General features: G+C 71.7%; 12 protein-coding genes. 8 read left to right on the forward strand and 4 right to left on the reverse strand.

Features of this window, described 5'->3' with window-relative positions:
- Positions 1-409: 409 nt before the first annotated feature.
- Both ACIRU3_RS17065 and ptsP read left to right on the forward strand, forming a co-directional pair.
- Positions 410-859, forward strand: a complete 450-nt coding sequence (locus ACIRU3_RS17065; RefSeq protein WP_404056946.1) for a PTS glucose transporter subunit IIA — start codon at positions 410-412, stop codon at positions 857-859.
- A 79-nt stretch (positions 860-938) separates the two neighbouring features.
- Entirely contained in the window at positions 939-2609 is a 1671-nt protein-coding gene (ptsP, locus tag ACIRU3_RS17070; RefSeq protein ID WP_404056948.1) for a phosphoenolpyruvate--protein phosphotransferase, read from the forward strand.
- Between the two features lie 79 nt (positions 2610-2688).
- Here ptsP and ACIRU3_RS17075 read toward each other — a convergent pair whose 3' ends face one another.
- Both ACIRU3_RS17075 and ACIRU3_RS17080 read right to left on the reverse strand, forming a co-directional pair.
- Positions 2689-3582: a hypothetical protein gene (locus tag ACIRU3_RS17075; protein WP_404056950.1), complete on the reverse strand. Its 894-nt coding sequence runs from the start codon at positions 3580-3582 to the stop codon at positions 2689-2691.
- Between the two features lie 22 nt (positions 3583-3604).
- On the reverse strand, positions 3605-4879 hold the full coding sequence (locus tag ACIRU3_RS17080; RefSeq protein WP_404056952.1) for an MFS transporter: 1275 nt from the start codon (positions 4877-4879) through the stop codon (positions 3605-3607).
- A gap of 57 nt (positions 4880-4936) precedes the next feature.
- Here ACIRU3_RS17080 and ACIRU3_RS17085 point away from each other — a divergent pair, with 57 nt between their 5' ends.
- A complete protein-coding gene (locus ACIRU3_RS17085; RefSeq protein ID WP_404056954.1) occupies positions 4937-6256 on the forward strand; it encodes an aminotransferase class I/II-fold pyridoxal phosphate-dependent enzyme in 1320 nt (439 codons plus the stop codon).
- Positions 6257-6268: 12 nt separating this feature from the next.
- Here ACIRU3_RS17085 and ACIRU3_RS17090 read toward each other — a convergent pair whose 3' ends face one another.
- On the reverse strand, positions 6269-8236 hold the full coding sequence (locus ACIRU3_RS17090) for an acetoacetate--CoA ligase (protein ID WP_404056956.1): 1968 nt from the start codon (positions 8234-8236) through the stop codon (positions 6269-6271).
- 214 nt (positions 8237-8450) lie between these two features.
- Between ACIRU3_RS17090 and ACIRU3_RS17095 the strand changes: the two genes are divergently transcribed.
- The gene (locus tag ACIRU3_RS17095) at positions 8451-10811 is read left to right on the forward strand and encodes a glycoside hydrolase family 31 protein (RefSeq protein WP_404056958.1); all 2361 of its coding nucleotides are present in this window, start codon (positions 8451-8453) and stop codon (positions 10809-10811) included.
- A gap of 9 nt (positions 10812-10820) precedes the next feature.
- Here the strand turns inward: ACIRU3_RS17095 and ACIRU3_RS17100 are convergent, their stop codons facing one another.
- Complete coding sequence (locus tag ACIRU3_RS17100) at positions 10821-11357, reverse strand: NUDIX domain-containing protein (RefSeq protein WP_404056960.1); 537 nt, start codon at positions 11355-11357, stop codon at positions 10821-10823.
- Between the two features lie 222 nt (positions 11358-11579).
- On the opposite strand from ACIRU3_RS17100, the gene ACIRU3_RS17105 reads away from it, so the two are divergent.
- From ACIRU3_RS17105 to ACIRU3_RS17120, 4 genes are all read left to right on the forward strand, one after another.
- A complete protein-coding gene (locus ACIRU3_RS17105; protein WP_404056962.1) occupies positions 11580-12029 on the forward strand; it encodes a Zn-ribbon domain-containing OB-fold protein in 450 nt (149 codons plus the stop codon).
- Entirely contained in the window at positions 12026-13216 is a 1191-nt protein-coding gene (locus ACIRU3_RS17110; RefSeq protein WP_404057406.1) for a lipid-transfer protein, read from the forward strand. The genes ACIRU3_RS17105 and ACIRU3_RS17110 overlap by 4 nt, the downstream gene beginning before the upstream one ends.
- 134 nt (positions 13217-13350) lie before the next feature.
- Positions 13351-15000 (forward strand): GGDEF domain-containing protein, encoded by a 1650-nt coding sequence (locus ACIRU3_RS17115; protein ID WP_404056964.1) that lies wholly within the window; start codon positions 13351-13353, stop codon positions 14998-15000.
- Positions 15001-15362: 362 nt separating this feature from the next.
- A complete protein-coding gene (locus ACIRU3_RS17120) occupies positions 15363-16112 on the forward strand; it encodes an MIP/aquaporin family protein (RefSeq protein ID WP_404056966.1) in 750 nt (249 codons plus the stop codon).
- Positions 16113-16120: the final 8 nt, after the last annotated feature.

Raw genomic sequence — 16120 nt, forward strand, 5'->3', positions numbered from 1 at the left:
GTTGATTTTTGGCACGCTGTTGAGTTCTCAAGGAACGGTCGCTTCCTTTGTACTCACCCTCTCGGGCTTTCCTCCGGGCTTCCCTTCGGTGTTTCAAACTCTATCAGGGTTTTTCCGTCTCCCTGACCACCCTCCTGCAGGCATGCAGAAGATGATCCCAGGATAGGATCTGACAAGTTTGGGTTCTGCTTATTAGTGGGGCGCGCTTTCGCGTCGCTCCGTCTTGAGCAGGAGTACGACTGTACACGGGGCGCTGAAGCACGTGCAAATCGAGCGAGCTGGTGGTCTAGACCACTACCTGGTAGCTTCTATACGGAACCGCCACTTCACATGACATACGCTGCTGCTCAGTGCCGTCTGCGACTGGCAGTGACGGCCCGTATGCAGCTCCACTCCTGGGAGGCTTCCCATGACCACCGTGACGTCCCCTCTCGCTGGACGTGCCATCGGACTGGCCGCCGTACCGGATCCGGTCTTCTCCGGGGCCATGGTCGGCCCAGGCACTGCGATCGACCCCGTGCGTGAGCCCTCCGAGGCCGTATCGCCCGTGGACGGCGTCATCGTTTCCCTGCACCCGCACGCCTTCGTCGTGGTCGACGCGAGCGGGCACGGCGTGCTCACCCACCTCGGCATCGACACCGTTCAGCTCAATGGCGAGGGCTTCGAGCTGCTCGTCAACAAGGGTGACACCGTGACCCGGGGTCAGAGCATCGTGCGCTGGAACCCCGTGGCGGTCGAGGCCGCCGGCAAGTCACCGGTGTGCCCGGTCGTGGCGCTGGAGGCCACGGCCGAGTCCCTCTCCGACCTCTGTGACAGCGGTGACGTCAAGGCCGGCGACAGCCTCTTCTCCTGGAGCTGACGGCAGTGCCGTCGTTGGACGGCGTACGGGACAACCACCGCGGCGGCGGGACCCGCCGCACTAATCGGAGACGGGTGAGATGGAGACAACGCTGCGAGGCGTCGGCGTGAGCCACGGTGTGGCGATCGGCGAGGTCCGGCACATGGGGACAGCGGTGCTCGAGCCGCCGGCCAAGCAGATCCCGGCGGACGAGGCGGAGCGCGAACAGGGGCGGGCGCGCCAGGCCGTGGACGCTGTCGCGGCCGACCTGGTGGCGCGCGGCAATCTTGCGGGGGGCGAGGCCCAGGCCGTGCTCGAGGCGCAGGCCATGATGGCGCAGGACCCCGAGCTGATGGCGGACGTGGATCGCCGGATCGCCGTCGGCAGCACGGCGGAGCGTGCGGTGTACGACGCGTTCGCGGCGTACCGCGAGTTGCTGGCCGGGGCCGGGGAGTACCTGGCCGGGCGCGTGGCCGACCTCGACGACGTGCGGAATCGCATCGTCGCCCGGCTGCTGGGCGTCCCGATGCCGGGTGTCCCGGACAGTGACGAGCCCTATGTGCTGGTGGCGCGCGATCTGGCTCCGGCCGACACGGCGCTGCTGGACCCGACTCTGGTGCTCGGTTTCGTGACCGAGGAGGGCGGGCCGACCAGTCACAGCGCGATCCTGGCGCGCGCGCTCGGTGTTCCGGCCGTGGTGGCGCTACCGGGTGCCGGTGAGCTGGCCGAGGGCACGATGATCGCCGTCGACGGCAGCACCGGTGACATCTTCGTGAATCCGAGCGAGGAGAAGAAGGCGGAGCTGGAGGCCGCGGCCGCCGAGCGCCGGGCCGCGCTGGCCGCCTCGACCGGCCCGGGTGTGACGGCCGACGGGCACAAGATGCCGCTGCTGGCCAACGTCGGCGGGCCGGCTGATGTGCCGGCGGCCGTGGAGGCCGGCGCCGAGGGTGTCGGTCTGTTCCGTACCGAGTTCCTGTTCCTGGACGACAGCAAGAACGCGCCGTCCGAGCAGAAGCAGGTCGAGGCCTACCGGCAGGTGCTGGAGGCGTTCCCCGAGGGCCGTGTGGTCGTGCGGGTACTGGACGCGGGCGCCGACAAGCCGCTGGACTTCCTGACTCCGGCGGACGAGCCGAACCCGGCGCTGGGCGTGCGCGGTCTGCGGACCCTGCTGGACCACCCCGAGGTCCTGCGCACGCAGCTGACCGCGCTGGCGAAGGCCGCGGAGGGGCTGCCGGTCTATCTCGAGGTCATGGCTCCCATGGTGGCGGACCGTGCGGACGCCAAGGCGTTCGCGGACGCCTGCCGGGAGGCGGGTCTGCGGGCCAAGTTCGGTGCGATGGTCGAGATCCCGTCGGCCGCGCTGCGGGCGCGGTCGATCCTGCAGGAGGTCGAGTTCCTGTCATTGGGGACCAACGACCTCGCGCAGTACACGTTCGCGGCGGACCGGCAGGTGGGTGCGGTGTCGCGGCTGCAGGACCCGTGGCAGCCCGCACTGCTCGACCTGGTCGCGCTGTCCGCCGAGGCGGCCAAGGCCGAGGGCAAGAGCTGCGGTGTGTGCGGCGAGGCCGCGTCCGACCCGCTGCTTGCCTGTGTGCTGACGGGTCTGGGTGTCACCTCCCTGTCCATGGGTGCGGCGTCGATTCCTTATGTCCGGGCGACGCTGGCGAAGTACACGCTGGCGCAGTGTGAGCGGGCTGCCGCGGCCGCGCGTGCGGCGGACAGTGCCGAGGAGGCACGCGGCGCGGCTCAGGCTGTGTTGTCCGGCGAGTAGTCCTACCGGTAGTCGTTGTCCGTCGGCGTCTGCCGGGTTCAGGGGCGTCCCGCCTTCGGGTGGGGCGCCCCTGGCGCGTTCAGTGGCGGTGTCCCTGGTCCGTGCTCTCCTCTCCGAGGTCGGGGGGTGCGCAGTAGTCGACGCCCGACTCGGGCGAGATGAGGTCGCCGGATTCGACGTCGGTGCAGTAGGCGTCGAAGACCTCGGCGGCGGTGAGTGGTTCGAGGCCGCCGCCGCGCAGCCGCCACCCGTGGACGCGGTCGGCTGTGCCGGGGGCGCTGATGCGCATGACGAGTCCGCCGGGGCTGCGGGTGGCCAGGCCCAGGGCGAGGACTCCGGTGAATTCGAGGGCTTCGGCCTCGTCGAGTTCGGTGGCGCCTTCGGTGCCCTGGTCGGCGTACAGGACGGAGACGAGTGTTTCCGGCGGTCCGGAGACGCTGCAGACCAGGTGCCGGTCGCCGGGCGGGGCGGTGTCGAGGATGCGGACGACGAGGTCGGAGGCGCGGGTGAAGGCGGCGCGGCCGATGTCCTCGCCGCAGGTACGGCAGGGGCCGAGGCGGGTCAGGAGAGTGGTGGCGTACTCCCAGGTGGCCTGTCGTACGGCCTCGTCGACGAGGGCGGGCAGGAGTGTGCTGAGGGGGCTGCCGTCATAGGGGATCGTGGGGCCGGTGGCCGCGAGTTCTGCCGTGAACCGCGTGCGGCTGGCCGGGGCTTCCGGGTCGAGGCCGGTCTCCGCGCAGAAATCGGCGTACTCCTCGGGGTCGAAGAGAGCCAGTGTCGTGTGGCTGCCCTGTGCCGCCCGGGTCTTGAGGAGAGCCTCCACCTGCTGGAGGTAGGCGACGTGGTCGTCGAAGGCGAAGCTGCGGTAGCGCCGCATGGCGCGGAAATCGTGGTCGTCGGTGAGCAGGCCGATCGTGCCGGCGATTTCGCGGCGCAGGACGCGTCGCATGGTCCGGTGGTCGGTGTGCGCCATGTTTCCCCCAATGCACAGTCGATCAATGCTCACTCACAGTAACCGGCGGTACTGACAACGGGCTCAGCCGGAGGCGGTCGCGAACCAGGCGGTGCTGGATTGCGCAGGTCAGGGCGATGGCGGTGCCGAAGGCGGTCCAGCCGAGGGGGCCGGTGGCGATGGCCGCGGTGACGACGAGCGGGCCCATGCTGCGCTGGGCGGACTGGGCGAGTCCGTGGACGCCGAGGTAGGCGCCCAGCGCGGTGTCGGGGGCGAGGGCCACGGACAGTTCCCAGGAGACGGTGGCGTGGATCATCTCGGCGAGGGTGAAGGCGATGGCCGAGGTGGTGAGCAGGCATACGGCCTGGACGGTGCCGCCGGTGGCGGACAGGGCCATGGCGATGCCGCCGAGGGCGAAGGCTGCGGACAGCGGGGCGAGGAGCTTTCGGGCTGCCGCGGTGGTGGTGCCGTAGCGGGCGAGTGGCACTTGGTGGGCTACGACCATCACGCTGTTGAGGACGAGCAGCAGAGGTGCGAGACCGTGCGGCACGCCCTGGCTGTGGGCGATCCACAGGGGCAGGCCGATCTTGAAGACGGTGTCGTCGAGGAAGAGGACCATTTCGGTCGCGACGTAGGCGAGGTAGGTGCGATCGCGCCAGGGGCCGGTTTGCGGGCGGCTGTGGGGCGTGTCGCCGGCGGTGGCGGCGATGCGGGTGGTCGACGGGGGTTCCGCACAGGTCAGGGTGAGGAGCGCGACCGTGATGAAGGAGAGGCCGTCCCCGGCGAGGAGCCAGCGGTAGGCCGCGGTGGTGCCGAGGGTGAGGGCGGCCGCCGCGGCGAGGCCGCCCAGGGCCCAGCCGGCGTTGGAGGCGGTCCGGTTGACCGCCTGGTACCGGACACGGTCGGGTCCGGCGATGCGGGTGGCGTAGAGCTTGGTGAGGACGCTCGCGGCGCGGTCGCCGAGGCTGCCGACGGCCGAGAAGGCGAGCAGCAGCGGGTAGTGGTCGGTGGTGAGCAGGGCGAAGGAGGCGAGGGCGCGCAGGAGTTGGAGCGCGATCAGGACGCGGGTGAGGGGGAAGCGGTCGGCGATGCGGCCGCCCAGGGGCGCGCCCGCGATGCCGATGGCACCTGAGACCGCGGCGAGCGTGCCGACCTGGGCGATGGAAAGGCCCGAGACGTAGGTGAAGTAGAGGACGGAGACGGCTGCCCACAACCCGCTGCCGATGCGGTCGAGGAAGGTGACCAGGAGCATCCGGCGTCCGTCGTGGCCTCCTGGTATGCGCGGGGGCCGGTCGGCGGCGCGGGGCTTGGCTTCCACTGTTCCCCCTCGGGTGGAGCTTGCCTGGGAATTATGTATTGATACATAATGTCTAACGTGGCAACACAATATGGGATCAGTGGTACGACGGCCAAGGGAATTGCCGCATCCGTCGAATGTGGCGTGGCCGAAGGAGGCCTGGCGCCGGGAGCCGCGCTGCCTCCCGTACGACGGCTCGCGGACGAGCTGGGGGTGAGCCCGGGCACGGTCGCCACGGCCTACAAGGAGCTGCGCGGGCGGGGCATCGTGGTCACGCGCGGGCGGGGCGGCACGGTGGTCGCGCCGGCGCCGGCGATCGCGTCGCGGCGCCCGCCGAAGGTCCCTGAGGGGCTGCGGGACCTGGCCGGCGGGCATCCGGATCCTGCGCTGTTGCCCGCTCTGGTGCCGCCGTCACGGCTCTCACCGGGTGCCCGCTCCCATCGCTCCGCTCCCCGGCTGGCGCGGCTCGAGGGCGCCGTGCGCGACTGGTTCGGGGCGGACGGTGTGCCCGTGGAGCATGTGACGTTCGCGTACGGTGCGCTCGACCTGATCGGCCGGGTGCTGTCGGTCGAGCTGCGCCCCGGGGACGCGGTGGCCATGGAGGATCCGGGCTATCACCATCTACTGGATCTGGTCACGGCGTTGGGGCTGCGTCCGGTTCCGGTCGCCGTGGACGGCGAGGGGATGCGTCCGCAGGCTCTGGAGGTGGCGCTGCGGGCCGGTGCGCGGGCCGTGGTGTTCAGTCCGCGGGCGCAGAATCCGTACGGCGGCTGTTTCTCCGTGGCGCGCCGTGATGCGCTGGCCGAGATGCTGCGGGACGCGTCCGACGTGCTCGTGATCGAGAACGACCACGCCTCCGAAGTGGCCGGCGCCGTCCTGCACACCGTGACCGGCGCCGGGCTTGCCCGCTGGCTGCATGTACGGACCGTGAGCAAGTACCTGGGCACCGATCTGCGGTGGGCGGCCGCGGTCTGCGACCCGGTCACGCTCGCCCGGCACGACGGGCGGCAGCTGCTGACCTCCGGCTGGGTCAGTCACCTGCTTCAGGAGACCGTCCACGGGCTGATGACGGACGAGGCCACGCGGTCGTTGGTGGCACGCGCGCGTGAGGCGTACGCGCTGCGCCGCACGACTTTGGCCGCGGAGCTGGCCGAGCGGGGTGTCGCGTCGCACGGCGCGAGCGGGATGAACCTGTGGGTGCCGGTGCGGGACGAGTCGGCGGTGGTGAACGGGCTGCGGTCGTACGGCTGGTGGGTCGCGGCCGGGGCGAGGTTCCGGCTGGCGTCCGCACCGGGGGTCCGGATCACGGCCGCGGGTCTGGATCCGGCCGAGGCGGCACGGCTGGCCTCGGACTTCGCCACCGTGCTGGGCGAGTCCGAGGCCACCTATGGAGGGTGAGGCGCCGGCGGGTCAGCCGCGCTTGCGGGCCAGTTCCTCGTAGAAGCCCAGCAGGGCGAGGTTGTCGATGGACCCGGGGTTGACGGCCTTCTCCAGGGGCGTGCCCTGAAGGAGGCGCTTGACCGGGACCTCGATGCGCTTCCCGGTCAGGGTGTGCGGGACCCCCGGGACCTCGATGATCTCGTCGGGCACATGGCGGGGCGAGAGCTGTTCGCGGATGGCCTGCTTGATGCGGTTCACAAGTGCCTCGTCCAGGACCGCGCCGGGCGCCAGGTGCACGAACAGCGGCATCCAGTAGCCCCCGTCGGGCTGCTCGATGCCGATGACGAGGGACTCCTTGATATCGGGCAGGCGTTCGACCACCTCGTAGATGTCGGCCGAGCCCATGCGTACGCCCTGCCGGTTGAGGGTGGAGTCCGAGCGTCCGTGGATGATCACGGAGCCGCGCGAGGTGACGGTGATCCAGTCGCCGTGGCGCCAGACGCCCGGGTAGGTGTCGAAGTAGCTGTCGTGGTAGCGGCTGCCGTCGGGGTCGTTCCAGAAGTGGATCGGCATCGAGGGCATGGGGTTGGCGACGACCAGTTCGCCCACCTCGTCGACGAGGGGCTTGCCGCTCGGGTCCCAGGACTGCAGGTCGGTGCCGAGCCCGGGCGCCTGGAGTTCGCCCGTGTACACCGGCAGGGTCGGTACGGCTCCCGCGAAGCAGGAGCAGACGTCGGTGCCTCCGCTGACGGAGGCGATCCACAGGTCCTCGCGGACCTCGTCGCGCAGCCAGCGGAACCCGTCGGGCGGCAGGGGCGAGCCGGTGGTGGCGACGCACTGCACCCGGGAGAGGTCGAAGTCGCGGGAGGGGTGCACGCCGGCCTTGCGGCAGGCCATGACGTAGGCGGCGGAGGTGCCGTAGACGGTGGCTCCGGTGCGTTCGGCGATCCGCCACTGGGCGCCGGTGTCCGGGTAGCCGGGGCTGCCGTCGTACAGGACGATCGTCGTGCCCGTGAGCAGGCCGGAGACGAGGAAGTTCCACATCATCCAGCCGGTCGAGGTGTACCAGAAGAAACGGTCCCCGGGGCCGAGGTCGCAGTGCAGGCCGAGCTGCTTGAGGTGCTCGACGAGGATGCCGCCCTGGGACTGCACGATGGCCTTGGGCAGACCGGTCGTACCGGAGGAGTACAGCACCCACAGGGGGTGGTCGAACGGGACCTGCTCGAAGACGGGCTCGGTGTCGGCGGCCGTCAGCGCCGACCACTCCAGGGCGCCCTCCGGGGCCTCGGTGCCCAGGAGCGGGATGTGGACGACGGCGCGCAGGGTGGGCAGCTCCTGGCGCAGTTCGGCGACGATCTCGCGGCGGTCGTGCTGCTTGCCGCCGTAGCGGTAGCCGTCGACGGTGAACAGGACGACAGGTTCGACCTGCTGGAAGCGGTCGAGGACGCTGCGGGCGCCGAAGTCGGGGGCGCAGGAGGTCCATACGGCGCCGACGGCGGCCGTCGCGAGGAGCGCGACGACGGCCTCGGGGATGTTCGGGAGGTAGCCGCTGACGCGGTCGCCGGGGCGGACGCCGAGGGTACGGAGTTCGGCGGCGAGGGAGCCCACCTGGCGGCGCAGCTCGGACCAGGTCACCGGGCGCGGCTCCTGGGTCTCGTCGACGTACAGGAGCGCGGGCTCGTCCGCTCGGTCGGCGGCGGCGCGCAGGGCGTGCTCGGCGTAGTTGAGGGCGGCTCCGGGGAACCACTGGGCGCCCGGCATCGAGCGGTCGCCCAGCACGCGCGCGTAGGGGGTCGAGAACCGGACGTCGAACCACTCCGTGAGGGCTTTCCAGAAGGTGTCCAGCTGCTCGACGGACCACCGGTGGAGTGCCGGATAGCCTCCCTCGGCCGGGGCGCCGTGGTGCTCGGCGGCCCATGCCTGGAACGCGGTGATGCGCGCCCGGGCGATCCGCTCGGGATCGGGCTGCCAGAGCGGCTGGGGGTTCGCGGTCGACATGGGGCGGCTCCCGGGCTGTGCGCGTCGTGTGCGGCGGTCCGCGCACGGGCTGGGGTGTGCGCGTGACACGGCTGACAGGGACGATGCCATGTGATCGACTTCCACACCAGGGTGCGCCCCACATAGTCCGTGTCGTGAAGATGTGGTCCAAGCACGGGTGAACGGCAGTTGAACGACACGCGCGTGTGGGGCGGTGAGTGGCAGGGTGAGCAGCATGGACGGTCGTGACCTGGTGCGTTCGGTGAGTGTGGTCGGTTCGGGGAGGGCGGCTCAGGGGTTGCGTACCGTGCGGGCCGCATGGCGCAGGAGGCGTATCGACGCCGCCGGGCTGCCGCCACGTGGTGCCGAGCGCGCGCGGGTGCCGGGGCAGGTGCAGGGTGCGGAGCCGGGGCCGGGGGGCGGCCTGATCCGGTTCAGCCGGTCCGAGCTGCGGATCACGGTCGCGGTCAACGGGGCCGTCTTCTGGGGCTGGGACGGGGCGGGTCCGGAGCCGTCGTACGCACTGGCCGGGAACTGCCCCGAGCCGGATCCGCGGGCGGTGCTGGAGCCGGACAAGGACGGCGGCTGGCGGGTGGTGGCCGAGCGGGTGACTGTCGTGGTCTCCCGCCACGGCGCGCTGGAGGTGTGCACACCCGGCGGTGTGATGCTGCGACGTGAGTTGCCGCCGCGCTGGTGGGAGCCGGTCGGCGGGGGTACGGCGCGCTGGATGCAGCGGTCCGAGGTGGCGGCGGACGCCCGGTTCTTCGGACTGGGCGGGCGCGCGGCCGGCCCGCGGCTGCGGGACGGCACCTACCGGCTGTGGAACACCGACCCGGGCCAGGCGTTCGGCCCCGGGGACGATCCGCTGTACCTGACCATGCCGGTGCAGCTGGTGGTCGCCGACGCCGCGGCTCATCTGGTGTTCCACGACACCACGTGGGACGGCACGGTGACCCTGGGCGAGGGCGAGGAGGGCGCGGGGTCCGGACACGATCGCGCGGGGCGCTGCGAGGTGCGGATGGACGGAGGTCCGCTGCGCTGCTGGGTGATGGTGGGCACCCCCGCGCGCGTGCTGCACACCTGGGCGTCGCTGACCGGGGCACCCGCGCTGCCGCCGGCGTGGGCGCTCGGCCACCATCACGCGCGCTGGGGCTTCGGCAGCGAGCAGGAGGTGCGCCGGATCGTCGCGGGCTACCAGGAGCACGATCTGCCGCTGGACGCCGTCCACCTGGACATCGACCACTACGCGGACCACCAGGTGTTCACCGTCGACCAGGAGCGCTTCGCGAAGCTGCCCGGGCTCGCGGAGGAGCTGCGCCGGGACGGCATCCGGCTGGTGTCGATCGTCGATCCGGCGGTGAAGGCCGCGCCGGGCAACGCCGTGTACGACAGCGGGGCGGCCCTGGACGCGTTCGTGCGGGACGCCGCGGGGCGGACGGTGCGGGGCGAGATGTGGGCCGGCGAGTCGGTCTTCCCTGACTTCACGCACGCGCGCGTGCGCAAGTGGTGGGGCGGGCTGTACGAGGAGCGGCTGGGGCAGGGCTTCGCGGGGTTCTGGCACGACATGAACGAGCCGACGTCGTTCAGCGCCTTCGGCGAGTCGACGCTGCCGCGTTCGGCCCGGCACGCCCTGGAAGGGCGCGGCGGCGATCACCGCGAGGCCCACAACGTGTACGCGCTCTGCATGGCCAGAGCGGGTTACGAGGGGCTGCGCGAACTGTCGCCCCAGGAGCGGCCGTTCCTGTTCTCACGGTCCGGCTGGGCGGGCATGCACCGCTACGGGGGCACGTGGTCCGGAGACGTCGCGACGGGCTGGCCGGGGCTGCGCGTATCCCTGTCGCTGGTGCTGGGACTCGGCCTGTGCGGGGTGCCGTACTCGGGGCCGGACGTCGGCGGGTTCGACGGGTCTCCGTCGCCGGAGCTGTATCTGCGGTGGTTCCAGCTCGGCGCGTACCTGCCGCTGTTCCGTACGCACGCGAGTCTGCGGGCGGGGCGCAGGGAGCCCTGGGAGTTCGGTCCCGAGGTTCTGGAGCACGCACGCGAGGCGCTGCTCGAACGCCGGCGTCTGCTGCCGTACTTCGTGACGCTGGCCCACCTGGCCCGGCGCACCGGCGCTCCGTATGTGCGGCCGCTGTGGTGGGGGGCGCCGGAGGACCGCGCGCTGCGCGACTGCGAGGACGCGTTCCTGCTGGGCGACTCCCTCCTGGTGGCGCCCGTTGTGGACCCGGGTGCGGACCGGCGTGCGGTGCAGCTGCCACGGGGCCGTTGGTACGACACGGTGACGGAGGAGGCGTACGAGGGTCCGGCACAGATTCTCGTCGACGCGCCGCTGTCGCGGATTCCGGTGCTCGCGCGCGCGGGTGCGGTCGTTCCCGTGCGCGGCGAGGACGGCGGGCTCGAGCTGGAGGTGTGGGCACCCGCCGGGGGACGGACCGGGGGCGGGCTGATCGTGCCGGACGCGGGCGACGGGTGGGACGAGCCGGAGGTCCAGCGCTATGCCGTCCGCCGGCAGGGCCGGCAGGTGGTCGTCACCCGGGAGCGGGAGGACGGCGCGGTCGAGCCGCCCTACCCGGTGCGCATACGGGGGCTCGGCTGAGCGGCGGGCTCAGACGTAGCGGCCCTCGAACCACGCCCGCGCGGCCACGGTGTGCAGCGGGAAAGCGAGTTCCTCGGGCCTGCGCAGCAGATGCCAGCCCTCGGTCTCGTCCGTGGCGCCGGAGGGCGGCAGCCCTTCGGCCGGGCGTTCCGGAAGGAGTCCGAACAGCAGCAGATGCCCGTCGGGCGAGCTCATGGCGTCCACGAGGCGCACTTCGCGGGCAGCCGCGTCGATGCCCGTCTCCTCCTTGAGTTCGCGGACGACGGCGTGCCTCCAGTCCTCCCGGTCGTCGATGTAGCCGCCGGGCAGTGCGGTGCCTCCGCGCGCGGGGGCGATGGTTCGGGTGATGACGACCAGGGCCGTGCCCTTGGTGTCGTAGACGGGCTGGAGCGCGATCGCCACCGGCAGGGGGTTGCGGTAGACGACGGTCCCGCAGGACGGGCAGGTGCGCGGCCAGCCGGAGACGCCCTCTCCGTAGGGCACTCCGCAGCTCGAACAGTGCGAGCCCGGTACGGAGTTGACAGTAGGGTGCTGAATTTCGGACACGCGCGGACTGTATCCGATCAGAGGAAGCACGTCTTCCGCCAGCTGTGCCCAGGGATGCGACGAGGATCCGGAGGGGCGGCCGGGACCACCCCCGTCGGCTCCGCCCGCCCCTCCTGCTACCACGACGCAGGAGGGGGCCGTCCGGTTCGCCGGGACGCCTGCCCAATTCCGGTTGCCCGTGACACACTTCTGACGCATCGTCAGATCTGCTGGCCGGGAGGAATGTTGACGCGCACACGCACACCCGCGGTCTCCGACTGGTTCACCGGCGAAGAAGACCGCTTCCGGCTCCTGGGCACCCGCTGCGCATCCTGCGCCTCGGTCTTCTTCCCGCGGGAGGACGTCCACTGCCGCAATCCGCACTGCGCGGGCGGCACCCTGGAGGAAGTCCCGCTGTCACGAACGGGCCGGATCTGGTCGTACACCGACAGCCGGTACCGTCCTCCGTCACCCTATGTGAGCAATCCGGAACTTCCGTGGGAGCCGTACGCGTTGATCGCGGTGGAGCTGGAGTCCGAGCGGATCGTGCTGCTGGGACAGACGGTTCCCGGGGTCACCGCCGCCGATCTGGCGGTGGGCATGGAGGTGGAGGTCGTTCCCGGAGTGCTCCACGAGGACGCGGAGACGGTGTGGACGACCTGGCAGTGGCGGCCGACGGGGGTGGCGGGATGACGGCGGACGTGGCGGTGCTCGGTGTGGGCATGCACCCCTGGGGCAAGTGGGGGCGCAGCTTCGTCGAGTACGGGACGGCGGCGGCCCGCGCGGCCCTCGACGACGCCGGTCTCGACTGGCCGGACGTCGGCTCTGTCGTGGGCGCGGACACGGTGCGTGGCGGATATCCGGGGTACGTGGCGGGGGCGACGTTCGCCAGGGCCTTGGGCTGGCAGGGGGCCCGGGTCGCGAGCGTGTACGCGGCGTGCGCCTCCGGCGCGCAGGCGATCGCGACGGCGCGGGCACAGATCCTCGCCGGGCTCGCGGACGTGGTGCTCGTGGTGGGGGCGGATGCCGCGCCCAAGGGATTCTTCCGGCCCGCCGGCGGCGACCGCCCCGACGATCCGGACTGGCTGCGCTTCCGCCTGCTGGGGGCGACGAACCCGACGTACTTCGGGCTGTACGCGCGCCGGCGCATGGCGGTGCACGGTGACACGCCCGAGGACTTCGCCCTGGTCAAGGTGAAGAACGCGGCTCTGGGGGCGCTGAACCCGTACGCGCGCTACCGCAAGCGGGTCACCCCCGAGGAGGTCGCCGCGTCCGCCGTGGTGGCCGATCCGCTGCGGCTGCTCGACATCTGCGCGACCTCCGACGGCGGCGCCGCGCTGGTGTTGTGCAGCCTGGACTTCGCGCGCCGGCACGGTGCCGCGCGGCCGGTGCGGATCCGGGCGGTGTCGACGGTGACTCCGCGGTTCCCCAGCACCGTGCTGGATCTCCCCGACATCGCGACGGACTCCGCCGTCGCCGTGGCCCCTCCGGACGAGACCTTCCGCGCCTCCATCGCCCGGACCGCCTACGAAGAGGCGGGCATCGGCCCCGAGGACCTGTCCCTGGCGGAGGTGTACGACCTGTCCACCGCGCTGGAGCTGCAGTGGTACGAGGATCTCGGACTGTGCGGCGAAGGCGAGGGAGCCAAACTCCTGCGGGAGGGCGCGACGTCCCCGGGCGGGCGCATACCCGTCAACACCAGTGGCGGGCTCGCGTCCTTCGGTGAGGCTGTACCGGCCCAGGCCATCGCCCAGGTGTGCGAGGTGACCTGGCAGCTGCGGGAGGCCGCGGGCGACCGGCAGGTCGCCGGGGCGCGCGTGGGGATCACGGCGAACCAGGGGCTGTTCGGGCACGGATCCTCGGTGGTCGCCGTGCGCTGACAGTGCCCGGCAAGCGCGTCGTGTGACAGCCGGGACCCATGGGGTTGTCCACGCTCTGTGACCACCCCGGAATGCTGCGTGAACGTCTCATGAACCTGCGCCCGGGTGTACGCGGGCAGCGCCATCATGCTCCCGTGCACTCCTGGACGGATACTCTCCGCTTCGCCTTCCAGCCGGTGGTGAACCTGAGGACGGGTGCGGTCGCCGCACTGGAGATACTCGCACGCCCGGAGACCGGTGACATCCTGGCCGAGGCCCGCCGGGACCCCGAACTCGACGGCAGGCTGGCCGTGTCGGCGCTGCGGACGGCGACTCTCAAGGAGACGCTGCTGCCCCTGCATGTCAACGTGTTCGCGGCCACGCTCGCCGACCTGGGCGGCCTCACGCCGCTGCACGACGCCGTGCGCGCGGTGGGCCGGATGCCCTGGGAGGTGACCCTCGACATCGTGCCGCCCTACACCCACGTGCCCCAGCGGGCGCTGCTGGAGGCGGTGGCCTCGGTACGCGAGCAGGGGTTCCGGGTCAGCGCGGACGGCATCGGTGACGGGGACGTGCCCCTGAGGCTGCTCACCGACCTCTCCCCCGACCTGATCAAGCTCGACCCCTCTCTGCTGGCCCGTCCGGCCGCGGTGCGGGCCATGCGGACGCTGTCCGAGCAACTGGGCGCGCTGGTGGCGGTGGAGGGTGTGGAGACCGAACTGCAGTGTGCGGCGGCGCTGTCGGCCGGTGCGCAGCTGGCCCAGGGCGAGCTGTTCGCGCCACCGGCCCGGATCCCCGCGGCGGACGTATACGTTCCGGCCCGCTCCCCCGGCGCCGTGGCCGTGCCCCGGACCGGGCCGTCGGTACGGGAGTTCGTGCGGCCCGCCGCCCTCCTGCCGGTCACCGCTTCGGCAGGGCAGGTACGCGCGCTGCTGACCGGCAAGCCGGACGTCTCCGGGGTGCTGCTCGTGGACCAGGCCGGGGTGCCCGTCCGGTCGGTGCACCGGTCACGCTTCCTGCTGTCGATGTCCGGCCGGTACGGGCATGCCCTGTACGCGGACCGGCCCGCCTTCAAGCTGGGCGACGCGCCGCGCACGGTGGGTGTCGACGCGACCGCCTGGGAGGTGTTGGACGTGGTCGCGATCGGCGGCCGCGACCGCACCTCGGACGACGTGGCGGTGGTCGACCACCGCAGCCGGTGCGTGGGCGTCGTACGGCTCGCGGACCTCGTACGGGCGCTGGCCGAGACCCGGGTGGAGGAGGCGGCGGGACTCAATCCGCTGACCCGGCTGCCCGGTTCGGACATGATCACGAGTGAGGTGGACCGGCGGATCGTCGACGGGCGGACGTTCGCACTCAGCTGGCTGGACATCGACCACTTCAAACAGGTCAACGACGGTGCCGGGTTCGCCGCGGGCGACGAGCTGATCCGCTCGGTGGGCCGGGCGCTGCAGCAGGCGGCCGCACGGCACGCGCGCGTGGGTCATATCGGCGGGGACGACTTCCTGGTGCTGGCCGAGGAGGAGGCCCTGGACCCGCTGGCCGCCGCGGTGCTCGATGCGCGCTGGTCGGCGGGCGGGCGCCCCGTCACACTGTCCCTCGCGACCGTCGTGTGCCGGCCCGGCAGCGTGTCCGACCACCGGCAGGCGGCCGCCCATCTCGCTCCGCTGAAAAGGGCGGCGAAGGCACTGGGCGGGACGAGCTGGGTGCTCGCGCGCCCGGGTCTGCCCGGACACGAGATCCGGCGCGGTTCCGCGGCGGCCCCGGCCCAGGCGGGGTACGCGGCGGCCGAGCCCCTCGGATGAACGAACCTGCCCTGTCGGCCCGTTGAGCGCCCACCTGCGGGAAGAGAGGCGTAGACCGCCGGTCGCGGGAAACCGCTGTCACCGTTGCCGTCAGCAACCTTGACGGTCCCGTGGTGCCGGTGAACACTTCCGGGTGTCAGCCGACATCGCCGTACATTCTCGGCGTTATCAGGCACTGTGCCACGGGCCGTTCCTGCGCAATGGCCCGTCCCCCAAGGGCGATCCGGCTGCGACGGCACGCTCGTCACGGATGCCGGGCGGGGCGCGGGACCCTCCCTGCCTTCGGCTGAAGTCGCCAAGGGAACCGTTCCTGTACGGAGGGCCGGGGCTGCTAGCCCCGGGCCGGCGCCTAGGGAGCCGCCATGAGCAACGGAGACATTTTCGTCGGCGAAGTCATCGGCACCGCGATCCTGATCCTCTTCGGTGCCGGTGTCTGCGCCGCCGTCACCCTCAGACACTCCAAGGCACGCGCCTCCGGCTGGGTCGTCATCGCGTTCGGCTGGGGGTTCGGCGTGCTCGCGGGCGCGTACACCGCCGCTCCGCTCTCCGGCGGTCAGCTCAACCCCGCGGTCACCATCGGAATCGCCGTGGACACCGGCAAGTGGGACAAGGTCTGGGTCTATCTGCTGGGCCAGTTCGTCGGCGCGATGCTGGGCGCCGTCCTCGCCTACCTGGTGTATCTGGCGCAGTTCCAGGCCAACGTCCGCAAGGAGGGCACGGCAGAGGGCACCGCCGAAGAACCGGTGCCGACCCTCGGTATCTTCTCGACCATCCCGGAGATCAGGAACCCGGTCGCCAATCTCATCACCGAGATCATCGCGACGATGGCCCTCGTGCTGCCGATCCTGGCCTTCGGCCTGACGAAAGGGCTCGGTGAGTCCGGCATCACCGTGCTGATCGTCTCCTTGCTCGTCGTCGGCATCGGACTCTCCCTCGGCGGGCCCACCGGATACGCCATCAACCCGACGCGAGACCTCGGCCCGCGCATCGTGCACACCGTCCTGCCGATCCCGAACAAGGGCACGTCCGACTGGGGTTACGCGTGGATCCCGGTCGCCGGCCCGCTGATCGGCGGGGCGCTCGCCGGCCTCCTCTACAACGCGGCCTTCTGACCCAGCGA

Source organism: Streptomyces sp. NPDC101151 (assembly GCF_044768335.1).
Lineage (GTDB): Bacteria > Actinomycetota > Actinomycetes > Streptomycetales > Streptomycetaceae > Streptomyces.

Coding starts and splice junctions, on each gene's coding strand:
- ACIRU3_RS17065 (WP_404056946.1), top strand. CDS start 410: ATGACCACCGTGACGTCCCCTCTCGCTGGACGTGCCATCGGACTGGCC.
- ptsP (WP_404056948.1), top strand. CDS start 939: ATGGAGACAACGCTGCGAGGCGTCGGCGTGAGCCACGGTGTGGCGATC.
- ACIRU3_RS17075 (WP_404056950.1), bottom strand. CDS start 3,582: ATGGCGCACACCGACCACCGGACCATGCGACGCGTCCTGCGCCGCGAA.
- ACIRU3_RS17090 (WP_404056956.1), bottom strand. CDS start 8,236: ATGTCGACCGCGAACCCCCAGCCGCTCTGGCAGCCCGATCCCGAGCGG.
- ACIRU3_RS17095 (WP_404056958.1), top strand. CDS start 8,451: ATGGACGGTCGTGACCTGGTGCGTTCGGTGAGTGTGGTCGGTTCGGGG.
- ACIRU3_RS17105 (WP_404056962.1), top strand. CDS start 11,580: ATGTTGACGCGCACACGCACACCCGCGGTCTCCGACTGGTTCACCGGC.
- ACIRU3_RS17110 (WP_404057406.1), top strand. CDS start 12,026: ATGACGGCGGACGTGGCGGTGCTCGGTGTGGGCATGCACCCCTGGGGC.
- ACIRU3_RS17120 (WP_404056966.1), top strand. CDS start 15,363: ATGAGCAACGGAGACATTTTCGTCGGCGAAGTCATCGGCACCGCGATC.